9 protein-coding genes are annotated in these 16,451 nt (G+C 63.8%); 4 read left to right on the top strand and 5 right to left on the bottom strand.

Going from position 1 to position 16,451, the window contains the following annotated elements:
• Nucleotides 1-48: 48 nt before the first annotated feature.
• On the bottom strand, nucleotides 49-4,944 hold the full coding sequence (locus tag FH041_RS20380; protein ID WP_140174996.1) for an alpha-2-macroglobulin: 4,896 nt from the start codon (nucleotides 4,942-4,944) through the stop codon (nucleotides 49-51).
• 203 nt (nucleotides 4,945-5,147) lie between these two features.
• On the opposite strand from FH041_RS20380, the gene FH041_RS20375 reads away from it, so the two are divergent.
• Nucleotides 5,148-6,485, top strand: coding sequence for an MATE family efflux transporter (locus tag FH041_RS20375; RefSeq protein ID WP_027915169.1), 1,338 nt, complete (start codon nucleotides 5,148-5,150; stop codon nucleotides 6,483-6,485).
• A gap of 97 nt (nucleotides 6,486-6,582) precedes the next feature.
• Here FH041_RS20375 and speA read toward each other — a convergent pair whose 3' ends face one another.
• From speA to FH041_RS20355, 4 genes are all read right to left on the bottom strand, one after another.
• Nucleotides 6,583-8,496, bottom strand: coding sequence for an arginine decarboxylase (gene speA / locus FH041_RS20370; RefSeq protein WP_023535169.1), 1,914 nt, complete (start codon nucleotides 8,494-8,496; stop codon nucleotides 6,583-6,585).
• A 150-nt stretch (nucleotides 8,497-8,646) separates the two neighbouring features.
• Nucleotides 8,647-9,018, bottom strand: coding sequence for a translation initiation factor Sui1 (locus FH041_RS20365; protein ID WP_027915168.1), 372 nt, complete (start codon nucleotides 9,016-9,018; stop codon nucleotides 8,647-8,649).
• A 203-nt stretch (nucleotides 9,019-9,221) separates the two neighbouring features.
• A complete protein-coding gene (locus tag FH041_RS20360) occupies nucleotides 9,222-9,758 on the bottom strand; it encodes an NUDIX hydrolase (RefSeq protein ID WP_027915167.1) in 537 nt (178 codons plus the stop codon).
• A 1-nt stretch (nucleotide 9,759) separates the two neighbouring features.
• On the bottom strand, nucleotides 9,760-10,827 hold the full coding sequence (locus FH041_RS20355) for a DUF2333 family protein (protein WP_027915166.1): 1,068 nt from the start codon (nucleotides 10,825-10,827) through the stop codon (nucleotides 9,760-9,762).
• 248 nt (nucleotides 10,828-11,075) lie between these two features.
• On the opposite strand from FH041_RS20355, the gene FH041_RS20350 reads away from it, so the two are divergent.
• From FH041_RS20350 to FH041_RS20340, 3 genes are all read left to right on the top strand, one after another.
• Nucleotides 11,076-12,434, top strand: coding sequence for a diguanylate cyclase (locus FH041_RS20350; RefSeq protein ID WP_027915165.1), 1,359 nt, complete (start codon nucleotides 11,076-11,078; stop codon nucleotides 12,432-12,434).
• A gap of 123 nt (nucleotides 12,435-12,557) precedes the next feature.
• Complete coding sequence (locus FH041_RS20345) at nucleotides 12,558-14,519, top strand: methyl-accepting chemotaxis protein (RefSeq protein ID WP_059183616.1); 1,962 nt, start codon at nucleotides 12,558-12,560, stop codon at nucleotides 14,517-14,519.
• 125 nt (nucleotides 14,520-14,644) lie between these two features.
• Nucleotides 14,645-16,408 (top strand): protein-disulfide reductase DsbD, encoded by a 1,764-nt coding sequence (locus tag FH041_RS20340; RefSeq protein ID WP_059183615.1) that lies wholly within the window; start codon nucleotides 14,645-14,647, stop codon nucleotides 16,406-16,408.
• Nucleotides 16,409-16,451 lie beyond the last annotated feature (43 nt).

The following is a 16,451-nucleotide window of genomic DNA, read 5'->3' as shown; positions in this document are numbered from 1 at the left end:
CCGTGCGACGAACAGGTGAAAGCCCTGCTCGCCGCACAAGGCTTGCCCCTAGCGAGGCTTGACCGTCATTTCACCCTGCCCTTCCCCCACGGCCTGCAGGTTGGGGCGGTACATCGACTCGACCTGCGGTGGCGGTACCCGGTAGGTACCTGGGGTCACCGCTCGCGCCAGGTACAGCAGGTGAGTGGTTGCGTAGCTGTCCAGCTTGAGCGCTGCGACGTAACGGTCGTCGCGATACTCCTGGTGAACCACGTTGGCATTTTGCATCGATTCGCGCCATTGCTTCACTGCGCCGCTGGCGTTATCCAGGCTGGCTGCACTTTGCGCAAGGTTCTGGTTTTCAAGCTCCAGGCCCGCTGGCAATAGATCGACCACCAGCGCATCGGGAACGCGTTCATCGGCCTTGAGGGCAAGGTGCACCAATACCAGGTCGCCGCTGTGCAGATTCGCCAGGTCCAGCGGCTGGCCCTTCATGCCCAGGTACTCGCGGCGGATCTGCATGCCATTGCTACTGGCAGGCGGCGCCTGGCGGGGGTAACCCGACAGGGTCAGTTGCTGGTAGACGGTCTGGCTGCCCTGGTTCTGCACCGTCAGCGGCGAGGCCAGCAGTGGCCCTTCCAGCTTCATGCCGGCTTCGGCGTTATTGAAATCACGCAGCTCACCGGCGCTGTCCAGGCGGGCCTGCCACTTGGCTTCAGGCGTACCCAGCAGACCACGTCCGGCCAGGAACAAGGCGTTGCGCTCCTGGGTGGACAGCCAGCGATTGGCCGCCACTTCATCGGACAGGGCGAAGAGCCGCTGGTCCACCTGGCCACTGGCAAGTTTGTTTTCCTGCAGCAGTGCCAGGATCAACGCCTGGTCACGCAGGGGGCTGCCGTAGTCTGCCATCCAGTGCTTGCCGCGGCTGACGGCGAGCCCTGCCTGCAGGGCCTGGTCGGCACGAGGTTTGTCACCCATCTTGTCCAGCGCCACGGCCAGTTGCACCAACGGCAAACCGGAACGCGCATCGGCGCGGCGCTCGAACAACCCGCGTAGCGCGCCCAAGGGCGCCTGCTGACTGCGCGACAGCACCAGCGCGGCGTAAGCCTGCACGGCGAACCGGGTGTGATCGGCGTCCTCGCTGTAGTCCACCTCGATCAGGTTGCGCTCCTGCAGGTAGCGCAACAACCGCTCGCTGGCTTTCTTCAGCGCCTCGGCGGGTACCCCGTAGCCTTGATCGCGGGCACGCAGAAGGAAGTCGGTGACATAGGCCGTCAGCCAGTATTCCTCTTCGCTGTCGGCACTCCACAAGCCAAAGCTGCCGTTGTAGCGCTGCATACCCAGCAGGTGCTCGATGCCCATCTCGATCTTGCGCTTGCGCACCGTGGCCGGTTCACCCTCGATGCCGAGCCGTTTGAGGGTATCGGCGTCCGCATACAACGATGGGTACAGCCCGCTGGTGGTCTGCTCGAGGCACCCATACGGGTAAGCCTTCAGCGCGCGGATCTGTTCGGCGAGGTTGAGCGGGGGGCGGCTCGACAGGGCCAGCGTGCCCTCGAGGCCGGCAGGCTCGAAGGCAGCAAGGTCCGCCTCGGGCAACGTCCAGGGCTGATCCTTCAAGGCCACGCGGAAATGCTTGAGCATGGCGGGATAGGCCGGACGCACGCCCAGTGTCCATTCGCGCTCGAACGTGGTCTGCGCCTCGCCGGCCAACTGCAGACCGGTCACCTGCACATGCACTTTGCCCTGCCCCAGGCCACCTTGAGCCTGTACCGGAATCATCAGGGTGGACCGCTGGCCTTCGGCCAACGCCACAGACTGCATGGCATTGCCGGTCAGGCTCACTTGCCCTTCGGTGGTCACTTGCACGGTCAGCTGTTGGGCAGCTCCCGACAAGTTGGCCAGGTCCAGCGCCAAACGCGTCTGATCGCCGCCTGCCAGGAACCGCGGGGCCGAGAGTTCGGCAATCAGCGGTGCGGCCACCACGGTCTTGCCCTCTGCCATGCCAAAGTGATCCTCGGTCCAGGCCTGGGCCATGAGCCTCAACTCACCGTTGAAATCAGGGATATCGACCGTGGCCTGCCCTTCCCCCTTCTCGTTCAGGGTCACCGGCAGGCTCTGCTGGGCCACGATGGTGACGGTGGTATTAGGGCGCTTGCCCCCCTTGGCCATCGCCGCGTCACCACCGAATGCCAGGCTGGCCAGACGCCCTTGCCCGGCTTCGATCAGTTGCCCGTAGATGTCGAGCTGATCGGCACCGTAGGCCTTGCGACCAAACAGGCTTGCAAAGGGATCCGGGGTCTTGAAGTCGGTGATATTGAGGATGCCGACGTCCACCGCCGACACCAGCACACGCACCTGTGCAGGCACGCTGCCGTCGGCGTTTGCCGCCTTGATTTTCACCGTCAGTGGCTGCTTGGGACGCATTTTTTCCGGTGCCTGCAACGTCACCGCCAGCTTGCGCTCGGCACGGTCGAGCGGCAGGTGCAACAGGCCTACCGCACGCTTGGGCGTGGCATTGGCCTTGCGTTCACCTGGGCGCACCACCAAGGTGCTGAGGTAAAGGTCGTGGCGTGCCCAGGCTTTGTCCAGCGGGATATCGAAGGTCTTTCCTTCTGCAGGCACCTGGATTTCCTGCCACCACAACGGGCCGTCGCTGGACTCGATCATCAAGTAACCACTGCCGGCGGCTGGTGGCGTAACCGTCACCTTGGCCGTTGCACCGTCGGCGTAGGAGGGCTTGTCCAAGGCCAGCTTGACCTGGTCGGGGCGTACCGCTCCGCCCTCGGCATTGTCCTGGGCGCGGTAGCCTGCCCAGAAGCGCTGACTGGACACCAGGCCGGTCTGCGGGTCTTCGACCTCAACGCGATAGGGGCCCCACTCGACCGGGAAGCTCAGCTTGGCCGTGGCGTCGGCCTTGACGCTTACCGTCTCTTCCACCTGGGTCAGGAATTTTTCGTTGTAGGCGTAGCTCCAGCCATCACCTTGCGAATAATTCCAGTAGTAATCCCGTCGCTCGCGGATCAGCCTGACCTTCAGGTCGTCGGCGGCCAGTTTCTTGCCCTCGCGGTTAGCGACCAGAAACTCGAATTCCACCGGGCCTTCACTGTCGGCTTCATCACCGTCGAACAGCCCGCGCAGGCCTGGGAGGCGTTCGGCCGGCCAAACAGGTTGCTCAAGGCGACGGGTGATGGGCCTGCCACCGGACTCCTGCAGGCTCGCCTGCACGGTCAGTTGCAACGGCGAACGCGCCTCTGCCCAGCGGCTGGAAATATCCAGGACCGCCTTGCCTGCCTGGTCGAGGGTGACTTCATCAAGCTCCAGGTCCTGCTCCAGTTCGCCTTCGGTAACCGAGCCGAACTGGTAGCCCGGCAGTGCAGGTACCGCTTCACGCAGCGGGCGCACATAGGCCTGGCCACTCAGGCGATTGCCAGCGGCCGGCGCACCGTATAGATAGCGGCCAGTCACCTCGATGCGCGCGTCCTGATCAGGGGCCAGGGGCTTGCTGCTGCCTTTGAGTTCGAGGGCCAGCCGCTCAGGCAGGAAGTCCTCGACCAGGAACTCGTAGACCTGCTTGCGTCCGCCGCCCAGGTCGAGCAGCAGTTGCCAACGGCCGGTCGGCGCCTCGGTGGCCAGTTGCAACTGGTACTGGAACAGGCCGTTATCGTCTGCTTCCCAGACGAACTTGCGGCTGACTTGTTCATCCGGCCGGCGTACTTCGACGTTCACCGGTTGCGCCTTGACGGGCTTGCCGTCCTGGTCGCGCAGCAAGCCGTTCAACAGCACCGTTTCGCCTGGGCGATACAGGTCGCGCGGGCCGAAGATGAAGAGTTGCAGCGGATTGGCCTGGGGACCGGTGATGTCGAATTCCGCCAGGTCCAGCGCCGCAGTATTGAGCCGCAACAAGGTCGTGTGCACGCCTTGGGTGGCGATGAGGGTATCGGCCTTCGTTGTGATCGGCAGTTCAGCATGGCCTTTGCCATCGGTGCTGGCTTGGGCCAGCAGCTTGCCTTTCTTGTCGTGGAGCTCGATGTTGACGCCATCCATCGCCTTGCCCCCCTCCAGGGCCTGGGCGAACACATCGATGCGATCGCGGTAGCGGTGGGCCGACACGCCAATGTCGCTCAGGGTGAACAGGGTAGCTGGCTGGGAGTAATCGTAGGTACCCGAGGCGCGCATTACGGCCAGGTACACACCGGGCTCCTGCAGCGGCTTGATGCCGGCAATGGGCAACAGCACGGTTTCACGCGTGTTGCGTGCAGGGTTGAGGTCGAAGCGGCCGCTGTAGACCAGCTCGGCCATGCTCAGCGTGTCCTTGGACTGGTAGTACTCCAGGCTGCTGCTGCGCCCCCAGTTGGCCATGAACGAGGAGACCATGTCCGGTTTGACGCGAAAGAACTCCACATCCACCTTGTCCACGTTCAATGCGATGACCGGCAGTCCCTCTGCCAGCCGCGTCGGCAACAGCGAACCCCGGCTGGCGAAGCCAACGGTGGGTTGCAGGTCGCGTGTCTCAAGGCGAGTGATCGACTCTTCCTGCAAGGCCTTGCCATTGACAGCCAGCAGGCCTTTGTCCACGGTCAGCACCAGCTTGCGCTGCGGTTCCAGGTGACGCAGGCGCAGCTCCATCTGGCTGTCGGACAGCTCCCAGGCACCGTCCAGCTTGCCCTTGACCGTGTCCACCAGGTGCACCTTGTTGGCGAAGTCCTGGTCGGCATCCAGCGGCGCCGAGAAACTGACCGACAGCGTGGCCGCGCCATCGAGCTGTACTTCCGACACATCCAGTACCGTCAGCTCACGACCCTCGTAGCGCTTGGCAAGCACGGCGGGGTCTTCGCGCTGCGCTGTCTTGGCGGTAGCGCTGGCGGTTGGCTTCTGGGTAGGGGCCGAGGCGTCGGGCGTTGAGGCGTCACAGGCGCTGAGCAAGGCCAGCGCGCAGGCCAGCAACAATCCTTTGTTGAACATGGAGTAGACACTCGAAGGCAGGGTGTAGATGAAGGCAGCAACTATAGCGCAAGGCCGAGTGCTGCACCCAGCGTTGTGCGCCAGATGAGACCTTGATCGCACACAATGGTTGCGTGGCCGTTACACTGTCGCCCTTGGCTTGCATTGCCGCCTTGCGCGCGTCCGTTCGAGCGTTTGCAGCCCTCGTTTTCGCTGGAATGAACATGCCCCGATTCTTCGCCGACTGGCACCACCGCCCCACCCACTTCAAGGTGTGGGGGCTGGCCGCGCCCATGATCCTGTCCAATGTCTCGGTGCCACTGGTTGCGCTGGTCGACAGCACCGTCATTGGCCACCTGCCCCATGCCCATCAACTCGGCGCAGTGGCCGTGGGCGCTACGCTGTTTACCTTCATGGTCGGCTTGATGGGCTTCCTGCGCATGGGCTCGACAGGCTTCGCCGCCCAGGCCGCCGGCCGAGGGGATGGCGCCGCCCTGCGCCAGGTGTTGGTTCAGGGCCTGATGCTGGCAGTGGGGTTCGCATTGCTCATCGGCCTGCTGGCCCTGCCCTTCAGCCAGTTGGCACTGCACGCCATGCAGCCCAGCGCGGCCCTGGGGCAGGCTACGCAAACCTTCTTCCACACCCGGTTGCTGGGCCTCCCGGCGGCACTGGCCAGCTACGCCTTGGTCGGGTGGTTTCTGGGGACACAGAATGCCCGGGCGCCGTTGGCGATCCTGCTGACCACCAACCTGCTCAATATCGTGCTGAACCTGTGGTTCGTGCTCGGCCTGGATTGGGGCGTCCTGGGCTCGGCACGCGCGTCGGTGATTGCCGAATGGTGCGCGGCCCTGCTGGGCCTGGCGCTTACCCGTCCGGCCCTGCGCGCCTATCCGGGCCACATCGCCTGGGCAGCACTCAGACGCTGGCAGGCCTGGCGCCCGCTGTTGGCGGTGAACCGCGACATCTTTTTGCGCAGCCTTGCCTTGCAGTTGGTCTTTCTACTAATCGCCGTACAGGGCGCACGCCTGGGCGAGGCCACGGTGGCGGCCAATGCACTGCTGCTCAACGGCCTGCTGCTTACGGCCTATGCCCTCGATGGCCTGGCGCACGCGGTCGAGGCGCTGTGCGGTCACGCCATTGGCGCTCGGGACCGCGACACGTTACGCCGTGCGCTGGTGGTGGCAGGTGGATGGTCGCTGATTGCGAGTTCGGTCTTTGCCGGTCTGTTCTGGGTGGGAGGACACCTGTTCATCGATCTGCAAACCGATATCGACAGTGTCAGGGCGGCGGCTTACCCGTACCTGCCCTATCTGGCGTGCCTGCCGTTGATCGCCGTGTGGAGCTATTTGCTCGATGGGCTGTTCATCGGGGCCACACGGGCTCGGGAAATGCGCAACGCCATGCTGGCATCGCTCGCGATTGCATTGCCGCTGGCCTTTGCCCTGAGCGGGCTGGGCAACCATGGCCTGTGGTTGGCGTTTCTCGTCTTCATGGGCGTGCGCGCCCTGACGTTGGCTTGGGTGGCGTGGCGCCTGCAAGGCAAGGACGCCTGGGTGGCGTGAGATCAGTGGCGTGGACCCGTGAGCATTCGAAGACAGTGCTCACTGCCGCCACGCCGCGAAGGCGTGACGGCAATGAGGCCTCACGGGCTGACGCTTCTCAGGACGAGAGGTAGGACGAACGGGTCAAGCCCAGGCGCAGCGCATCCAGGTACTGGGTACGCTCGCGCGCGGTGATCTTGGCGCTGGCCACCTTGTCGCGGTAGTGAGTCATCAGCTCCTCGGGGGACAGGTGCACGTAGCGCAGCATGTCCTCGATGGTGTCGTGGGTCTCGATACCGGCGTGGTACACGCTGCCATCGGCATTCTGGTAGATGTTGACCGAGTCGGTGTCACCGAACAGGTTGTGCATGTCGCCCAGAATCTCCTGGTAGGCACCGACCAGGAAAACGCCCAGCAGGTAGTCCTCGCCCTCGTTCAGGGCGTGCACCGGCATGCTGGTCTCGATGCTCTGCTCATCGACATACTGGTTGATCTTGCCGTCGGAGTCGCACGTCAGGTCTTGCAGCACGGCGCGCCGCAGGGGCTCTTCGTCCAGGCGGTGCAGCGGGATGATCGGCAGCACCTGACCGATGGCCCAGGTGTCCGGCAGGCTCTGGAACACCGAGAAGTTGCAGATGTACTTGTCCGCCAACTTGTCGTTCAGCTCGTCGAGTACCTGACGGTGCGAGCGCTGGCGAGCCTTCAGCGAGTTGTAAAGACGACGGCACACAGCGTAGTAGCACTGCTCGGCCAGGGCTTTCTCGGCCAGGCTGATCTTGCCGTCAGCATACTGCGCGGCTACATCGCCCATGTAGTGGGTGGCGCGCCAGTAGGTTTCGGTCACCATCTCGATGTCGGTGGGCCCCAGCAGATCGGCCAGCCACTGCACGGTTTCGGGCAGCGCGTCCTTGTTCTCGATGGTCGGCACCTGGTCATTGTGTCGCTCCACGTCAGTAACCTGGATGACCAGCATGGCATGGTGAGCCGTCAGCGAACGGCCGCTCTCCGAGAAGATGTGCGGGTGCGGCAAGCCCTGCGCGTCGCAGAACTCTTTGAGCATGCCTACCACCACGCCGGCATAGTCATCCATGTCGTAGTTGATCGAGCTGGCGTTGCGCGAGTGAGTGCCGTCGTAGTCAACACCCAGGCCGCCGCCCACATCGATGTGGTCCACCGGCAGGCCCAGGGCGCGCAATTCGCCGTAATAGCGGATGGCTTCCTTGAAGCCGTGCTGGTAGTCCGCCAGGTTGGCGATCTGCGAGCCCATGTGGAAGTGCAGCAGGCGGATACCCTGATCAAGGCCGGCATCGCGGAAACGCTGCACCACGGAAATCAGCTGCGCGGCAGAAAGCCCGAACTTGGACTTCTCGCCCCCGGTGTCAGCCCACTTGCTCGATGCCAGCGACGACAGGCGCACGCGCAGGCCCACCTGCGGCTTGACCTTGAGGTCGGCCGCTTCCTCGATCACCAAAGCCACTTCGGACTCTTTCTCGATGACGATGAAGACGTTGTGGCCCAGCTTCTGTCCCATCAGCGCCAGGCGGATGAACTCGCGGTCCTTGTAACCGTTGCAGACGATGGTACCGCCCTTGGGCGCCAAGGCCAGCACCGCCAGCAATTCGGGTTTGGAGCCGGCTTCCAGCCCGATGGACACGTTCTGGGTGGCGATGATGTTCTCGACCACCGCCTCCTGCTGGTTGACCTTGATCGGGTACAGGGCGGTGTACTGGCTCTGGTATTCCAGGCGCGCGATGTTGGCGTCGAAGGCGCCGGTCAGCTGGCGTACGCGGTCCTGCAGAATGTCGGGGAAGCGCACCAGCAAAGGCAGCGACAGGCCGCTCTGGCGCAGCTGGTCAACCTGCTCGTACAGGTCGATCGGCGAGCTGTCCGGGCCGTTGGGGCGCACTTCGACGCGCCCGGCTTCATTGATGGCGAAATACCCAGCGCCCCAATGGCGGATGCCATAAACACTGCGGCTGTCGGCCACGGTCCATTGGCTACCATCGTCTTTGCGTGTGCGTCGTACGGACATTCAAGTCCCCTATAAATTGAGTCAAGACACTGCCGGTCAAACCGGGGAAGCAGTGTAGAAGCCAAAAATGACGGTTCGCCCGTGCTCTGGGGTAGACCCTGGGCACTGCGACGAGTTTAGAAAGCGCAGGACGAAAACCTGCCGAGCGACTCAGCCGCCCGACTTTTTCGCCTTGAAGCCCTGCTTGCTCAGCTCGTCGAGCAGCAATTGCACATGATCACCCTGGATCTCGATGACGCCGTCCTTGAGCGCGCCACCGGTACCACAGCGGCGCTTGAGGGTGGCAGCCAGTTCCTTGAGCTGATCGGGCGGCAACGGCACACCCGTGACGGTGGTCACGGTCTTGCCGCCACGGCCTTTGCTCTCGCGGCGCACGCGGGCAATACCATCACCCTCGGGAATGACCTGCTGCTTGCAGGTACAGGCATCCACGGGCTGGCCACAGTCAGGGCAATGACGACCGGCATCGGTCGAATAAACGAGACCGCCGAGGGCGGAGAGGGAAGAAGCTTTCTTGGCCACTTTTGTGCCTCGGTGCTGAGGACAAAAACTGGTCGTACCTGCACATGAGGCCGACCGCGAAGCCCCACTCTGGCAGGGGCGGCGCTACTGCCGCAACACGTGCGGCAGCCCGAAAAGGCCGCGCAGTGTAACGATAAACGGTGCAGTTGCTAAGTACTGGATTGCGCCATTTTGCGAATGTTTTGCGACCCGCTGTGCAGCGGTTAGACGAGGCTGTTCCTGTAGCGGATCAACGCAGCCATCGAGTCAGGGCAATAAGGCCTGAGCCGACTGTCCTCCAGGGCCTGGTCAATACCGATGAAACGTGCCTCGATCACTTCCTCGGGCTGCAGCCGCAGCGGCGCATCGGACACTGCCGAGTACAAGGCGCACCACAGGCGATTGTCAGGCTGATCGAAGAAAAACCGCTCGTGAAAGCGCAAGGTCACGTCGGCGACGCCCAGTTCCTCGGCCAGCTCGCGCGCAGCCGATTCGGCGTACGTTTCACCAGCGGCCACCATGCCGCCGGCGGCAACGTCCCAGTAGCCGGGGTACAGCGCCTTGCTCAGGGTACGCCGGTGCACGCACAGTTCACCGGCACCATTGAACAACAGAATGAACGTGCAGCGCCCGATCAGCCCGCGCTCGCGCAACTGCGCCCTGGGCAATGCGCCGAGCACCTGGTCGTGTTCGTCCACCCAGGTAACCCGTTCCCGGTCCGAAGCCGCCCGGTGGGCGGCTTCATCAGGGCTGAAGCTCATCTCAACCCTGCGACAGCAGCTGGCGCAGGTCGATGACCGCCGCGTTGGCGCGGGAGATGTAGTTGGCCATGACCAGCGAGTGGTTGGCCCACATGCCGAAACCACTGCCGTTGAGCACCATCGGGCTCCACAGAGGCTCTTGCGAGGCCTCCAGTTCCCGGATGATCTGACGCACACTCACGGTGGCGTTCTTCTTGGCCAACACGTCGGCAAAATCGACTTCGATCGCACGCAGCAGGTGCGACAGCGCCCAGGCCTGGCCGCGGGCTTCATAGAACACGTCGTCGATCTGCAGCCATGGGGTTTCCACCACTTCCTCATCTACCTGCGGCGCCTGGCCAGCCACCACGGACTCGGTCTTGAGGGTGGTGTTGAGCTTCACGCGGCCTACACTGGCCGAGAGTCGTTGCGACAGCGAGCCCAGGCGGGTAGCGACGTCACCCAGCCAGTTGTTCAGGTTGTCTGCACGGGTATAGAAGATCGCGCCCTTGTCACCTGAAGCCAGGCGAGCCTGATAGCGCGCCAGCGACTTGATGCCTTCTTCGAATTCCGATTCGCTGGACGGCAGGATCCAGCTCTTGTAATCGAAGTTGAAGCGCGGCTCGGCCTTGGCCAGGTCGGCGTCTTCAGTCGATTGCGACTGGGAGCGGGCGAAGTCCTTGCGCAGCGCGCGGGAAAGGTCACGCACCTGGACCAGTACGCCGTACTCCCAGTTGGGCATGTTGTCCATCCACAGGCCTGGCGGGAGACGGTCATTGGCGATATAGCCACCTGGCTTGTTCAACAAGGTGCTCGCTACGGTCTTGAGCGTTTCGACGGTGGTGTAGCCCACTACCATCTGCTGGCCGTTACGCTCGGCTGCGCTCTGGGCGTTCTGCTGCACCGGGAACAATTCGGGTTCCTGGCTCCAGTACCAGGCAAGACCGATGCACACCAGCAGGTAGAGCCCGATCAGGGCCAACAGTGAGCGGCCCCACAGGCCACCAAAATAGCTACGGGCGGCAGCGCCGCGGCCGTCGACACGCTCGCGGGGCTCGGCTTTGGCCTCGCGGTTTTTCCAGTCCAGCATGGCTATATCCTTGATCAGTCACGACGGTTCAGGGGCTTTGACCACAGGCCTACGCCAGGGTGCCACGGCAAGCCCGCCTGACAGCACTATAAAGCAGACACCGCCTTACGCATAAGCGACCCCTGGGTCGAGAACTGAATAGTCATTCAGCCCAGTTTGTTGAAAGGGGCCACGCATACGCAGCTCAAGAGCTGCTAGCATAGAGCCATCACTGCCCCTGCATACCCCTAACGACAAGTAGCCAGGACATGAGCCAAGCAGTTGAGCCGAGCCCGCAGTGCCCCGCTGAGCATGTTGCGCGTAGTGGCCTGCGCAAGGACGATCCACACGATCAGTTGCTGCTGGCGCCCCAGCGCAGGCCGGTCTATATCCTCTTGCAGGACCACGACCGCGCCGAGCGCCTGGCCCAGCAACTGGAATTCTTCGGCCTGGGCGTACAGGCCTTGCCCACTGCCGATGCCTTTCGCGCATCGGTGGACGAATGCCCGCCTTCGGCGGTCATCATGGACGTCGACTTCAATGGGGTCGGCCAGGGCCTGACGTTGGCGGCCGAAGCCCAGGCGCGGCAGACCAAACCCCTGCCGCTGCTGTTCTTCAGCCACCACGAAACCGATACCCCGACGCGCTTGGCCGCCGTGCGGGCAGGCGGTCGCGATTTCCTCACCGGGACACTGGAGGCTTCCAGTCTGCTGGAGAAAGTCGAGTTACTGACCGATGCCGCGCCGTACGATCCCCTGCGCGTGCTGATCATCGATGACTCACGCACCCAGGCTCTGTTCACGGAACGGGTGTTGGCAGGCGCCGGAATGATCACCCGCAGCCTGACCGACCCGATCGCCACCATGGCCGAGCTGGCTGACTTCCAGCCTGACTTGATCATCCTTGACCTGTACATGCCGGCGTGCACCGGCCCTGAACTGGCCAAGGTGATTCGCCATAACGACCGCTACGTCAGTGTGCCGATCATCTACCTGTCGGCCGAGGATGACCTGGACAAGCAACTTGAGGCCATGAGCGAAGGCGGTGATGACTTTCTGACCAAGCCGTTTCGCTCGCGCCACCTGATCACCACGGTGCGCAACCGCGCGGCCCGCGCTCGGCACCTGAAGGCGCGCATGGTCCGCGACAGCCTGACCGGGCTGTACAACCACACCCATATCCTGCAATTGCTCGAGGATTGCAGCTTCCGTGCCCGGCGCGAACAACAGCCGTTGAGCTTTGCCATGCTCGACATCGACCGCTTCAAGAAAATCAACGACCGCCACGGCCACCCCATGGGCGACCGGGTAATCAAGAGCCTGGCGCTGTTTCTCAAGCAACGCCTGCGCAAGACCGATTTCATCGGACGCTACGGCGGCGAGGAATTCGCGATCGTCATGCCCAATACCCCATTGGAGGCGGCGTACAAGGTGCTCGATGACATCCGCGGGCGTTTTGCCGAAATCCTCTACCCAGCCCAGCCCCATGACCTGCGCTGTACGTTCAGCGCGGGCGTGGTGCAACTCGATGACGGCCTCGATGCGCTGACCATGGCCAGCGCGGCCGACGAGGCGCTGTACCGGGCCAAGCATGCGGGACGCAATTGCGTGGTGCGTGTGGAGCCCTGAAAAGCCGGGCAAAGGATAAAGGCACTTTGCCATTCAACTGCGTGCCGCCGTCATCATCGCGTCACACGAACGCAATAACTTCAGGCCCCTGACTCCTCCCTCCCCCGCAGGAAGCTCGCGGCTATGCGCCTGAAGTGGCTGACCAATTTGAATACGTTGTTACTGGTGACGGTGTGCATCGCCCTGGGTGTCACGCTGTGGTGGTCGCAGCGGGCGCTGGAGCGCCCCTACCAGATGATGGAGCGCTACCTGACCCTGTCGCGCCATTTCCAGACTGAGGCGGCCGAGAACATCCAGGCCTATCTTGGCAACGGCGATGCCGTGCGCCATGCCGCGGCACTGCAGGCCACGGTTCAACTGCAAGCCTCGCTGGCCGAATGGCCCGAGGCGATGGCCAGCCAACTGCGCCCCAGCCTGGACGACCTCCAGGCCTTCAGCGCGGGTGAGTTGCTGGCCGCCGGCAAGTTGGCCGGTGACCCCCAGGCGCTGCTGCTGCAAGCCGAGCGCGAGATGGGGGCCAATCTGGAGCAACTGACCACCTATGCGCGCGACAGCACCAGCCCCGACGCTGGGCGATACCTGCTGCCGCTTGTCGAGGCGACCTTGCACCTGAGCAGGCTTGGCCTGGCGCGGGAAAAGCTGGTGGGCAGCGGCCGGCCGGAACTTGCGAACGAGCTGGAACGCGAGCTGCAATCGATTCAGGCCCAGGCGCACGTCATCGAAGGCTTGCCGCTGCTGGGCTTGACCCGTGCTGCCGAATCCGGCGCGGATGACTTTGCTGCGCTGATGGGTTTGCAGACCGATACCCGTGCCCAGCAGGAAGACGTCGCCGTAGGCCTCAAGCGCGAGTTGCAAAGCCTGGTTGGGCGCTATCCGGCCGAGCTGCAACGTACCCGTGCCCAGATCGCCCAGCGCGCCGCCCTGGCGACCCGCGCCACGCAACAACTGGAGGCAGTGCGTCAAGCCATTGCGGCCCTGGAGCCAGAGGTGCGCAGCCTGCATGGCACGATCGCGGGCGAAGTGCGCACCCTGCAAGGGGGGATGATCGTGATGATCCTGCTGATCGCCCTGCTCATCGACACCCTGCAACGTCGTCTTGCACGCACACTCACCGGCCTGGCGCCTGCGCTGTCGCGCTGGGCCGAGGGCGATTTTACCCAGCCTGTCGAAATGGGCAGGACCAACCGCGAGCTGCATGACATCCAGGCTTCGCTCAATCGCCTGCGCCAGTACCTGGTCGAACTGGTAGGCGCCCTGCGGCACAACGCCGAGCAAGTGGCCGGCAGCAGCCATGCGCTGGCCGACATGAGTGCTGCCTTGCACGATGGCGCACAACGACAGGCCGGGGATACCGGGCAGATTCGCGACGCGCTTGGAGAACTGGAAGCGACCATCCAGCAGGTGGCTGGCGACGCCAGCGCTGCAGCCCTGGCCAGCCGTGACGCAGGCCGGGCAGTGGAACAGGGCCAGGCGGTGATCGGGCAAAGCTTGTCGGGTTTACGCACGCTGGTCGACGAGGTGCAGGGCAACGCGCGCATGATTGAGCAACTGGCAGAAGAATCGGCCACGATCGGTGGCGTGCTGACAGTGATCCGGTCCATCGCGGAACAGACCAACCTGCTGGCACTCAATGCCGCCATCGAAGCCGCCCGCGCCGGTGAAATGGGTCGCGGGTTCGCCGTGGTAGCCGACGAAGTCCGCACCCTGGCCCAACGCACCACCGGCGCTACTGGGGAAATCCAGACCCTGATCGACAGATTGCAGCAGGCAGCCAAGGGCGCCGTGGACGGTACGCGGGTACAACTGGAGCATGCCGAGGCCACTGCCAACCAGGCCCAGACCGCCGACGGCGCATTGGACGAAATCGTGTGCGCGATCCGCACCATTGCCGACACTGCCCTGCGCATTGCCGAAGTGACGGCGCAACAAAGCGCAGCGGTGAGCGAGATCCGTGACCACAGCGAGCGGATTCATCAACTGGGCGGAGATAACCTGCAACGCATCGGTGAAGGACGCGAGCAAGGCGACCACCTGCTTAGCCTTGGCAGCGCACTGAACCAGGCGGTGGGTGCCTTCAGGGCCTGAACCGACCGCCCTGGCTCCACGAAATAGCTTTAGACCATCACCGGCAAGACGGGCAGGCCCACGCATGGTTCCCTGAGCGTCAACTCCGTTATGATGCGCGGCACGTTCGATCTTGCGAGTTCACCATGCACCGCCTGTTTTTCCTGTTGTGCCTACTGCTGGCCAGCCCGGTGTTCGCCACGGGGTTGCTGGACAATCGCCCCAGCGCCACCCTTGGCGCCTCCTCACTGGCCGGCAATGCCGACTTCCTCCCGGTACACGAAGCCTTCAAGCTCAGCCTGATCCAGGCCGACGCCCATGCCATCAAGCTGCGCCTGGTGGCCACCGACGGCTATTACCTGTACCGCCACCGTTTCGTGTTTCGAACCGAGCCGGCCGACATTGTTCTGGGCACGCCGGTCATCCCGAAGGGCGAGGCCAAGCATGACGAATTCTTCGGCGATGTGGAGGTGTATCACGGCATCGTCGACATCGAGCTGCCACGCAATGATTCCAGGGCTTTTACCTTGCAGGTGGGCTACCAGGGCTGCGCTGACAAAGGCTTGTGCTATCCACCTGAAACCGAACGGCTGAGCATTGACGGTGATAGCGCGCCGAGCAGCCAGGCCGCGCACGTCTGGAACTGGAAAGCGCTCCTGCTGTTCTTCATCGCCGGCGTAGGCCTCACGTTCACGCCATGCGTGCTGCCCATGCTGCCCATTCTCTCGGGTGTGGTACTGCGCGGTCAGACAGGAGGGCTGCGCGGGCTGTCGCTGTCACTGGCCTATGTGCTGTCCATGGCTGCCAGCTTCGCCGCCCTCGGGGCCTTGATGGGCCTGTTCGGCGCAGGCCTCAACCTGCAGGCGCGCCTGCAGTCGGCCTGGGTACTGGTGCCTTTTGCGCTGTTCTTCGTGGCTTTCGCCCTGGCCATGTTCGGCTTGTTCGAACTCAAGCTGCCCCAGGCCCTGAGCAACCGTCTGGACGGCGTCGCCAATCGCACCCAAGGCGGCTCGCTGCTGGGCGCCGCGGCCTTGGGCGTGTTGTCCAGCCTGTTGGTTTCACCCTGCGTTTCGGCGCCGCTGGCCGGTGCTCTGCTGTATATCAGTGCCAGTGGAGACGCCCTGGGCGGTGCGCTCAAACTGTTCGCGCTGGGCCTGGGCATGGGTGCCCCGCTGCTGCTGGTCGCAACCGGTGGCGCCGCCTGGCTGCCGAAAAGCGGCCCATGGCTCAACAGCGTCAAGAACGCCATCGGCGTCCTGTTGCTGGGGCTGGCCATCGGTTTGCTCAGCAGGGTCTTGCCAGGGCCCGTCACCTTGGGGCTGATCGGGTTGCTCGCTGCGGGTGTGGCCGTGTTCCTGGGGACACTGGAATTCGTCGTCAAGACGCCTCGCCAACGCCTGGCCCAACTGCTTGGCCTGGCGCTGCTGGTCTACGCCCTGGCCTGCGGGTATGGCGCCCTCAGCGGCCAGGGTGATCCGCTGCGGCCGTTGCCCCCGGTTGGTGAGAGCATGGCTGGTCAGGCTGCGCCCCCTGCCCAGGCGTGGCAAACACTGACCACCGCCGAGGCGCTCGATGCTGCACTGGCCGATGCCAAGGCCGCAGGCCAGCCGGTACTGCTGGACTGGTACGCAGACTGGTGCATCAGTTGCAAAGTCATCGAGAACGAGGTGTTGAATGCACCTCAGGTACTGCCGCAACTGGCGGGCTTCAAACTGTTGCGCCTGGACCTGACGCGCAGCGATGCGGCCCAGCGAGCCCTGCTGGACCGCTATCGGTTGTTCGGCCCGCCAGCGTTGATGTTCTTTGCCGCCAACGGCAGCGAACTGACCGCTGATCGGGTGATAGGCGAGATAAATGCCGAGAACTTTGCGTCCATTTTGTCCCGCGTTCGCGACACGTCAGGCCTGTAACGGCCCGCTGGCATAGGAACATATCGGCGATCAGTGACCGGAT

Source organism: Pseudomonas sp. SWI7 (assembly GCF_006351945.1).
GTDB classification, from domain to species: Bacteria; Pseudomonadota; Gammaproteobacteria; order Pseudomonadales; family Pseudomonadaceae; genus Aquipseudomonas; species Aquipseudomonas fulva.
The sequence above is the reverse complement of the archived record's forward strand: the minus strand, read 5'-3'. Positions and strand labels throughout refer to the sequence as shown.

What these genes read in the sequence shown, in the direction of transcription:
- speA (WP_023535169.1), bottom strand. Translation starts at nt 8,496, where the DNA reads ATGTCCGTACGACGCACACGCAAAGACGATGGTAGCCAATGGACCGTG.
- FH041_RS20380 (WP_140174996.1), bottom strand. Translation starts at nt 4,944, where the DNA reads ATGTTCAACAAAGGATTGTTGCTGGCCTGCGCGCTGGCCTTGCTCAGC.
- FH041_RS20340 (WP_059183615.1), top strand. Translation starts at nt 14,645, where the DNA reads ATGCACCGCCTGTTTTTCCTGTTGTGCCTACTGCTGGCCAGCCCGGTG.
- FH041_RS20345 (WP_059183616.1), top strand. Translation starts at nt 12,558, where the DNA reads ATGCGCCTGAAGTGGCTGACCAATTTGAATACGTTGTTACTGGTGACG.
- FH041_RS20350 (WP_027915165.1), top strand. Translation starts at nt 11,076, where the DNA reads ATGAGCCAAGCAGTTGAGCCGAGCCCGCAGTGCCCCGCTGAGCATGTT.
- FH041_RS20360 (WP_027915167.1), bottom strand. Translation starts at nt 9,758, where the DNA reads ATGAGCTTCAGCCCTGATGAAGCCGCCCACCGGGCGGCTTCGGACCGG.
- FH041_RS20375 (WP_027915169.1), top strand. Translation starts at nt 5,148, where the DNA reads ATGCCCCGATTCTTCGCCGACTGGCACCACCGCCCCACCCACTTCAAG.
- FH041_RS20355 (WP_027915166.1), bottom strand. Translation starts at nt 10,827, where the DNA reads ATGCTGGACTGGAAAAACCGCGAGGCCAAAGCCGAGCCCCGCGAGCGT.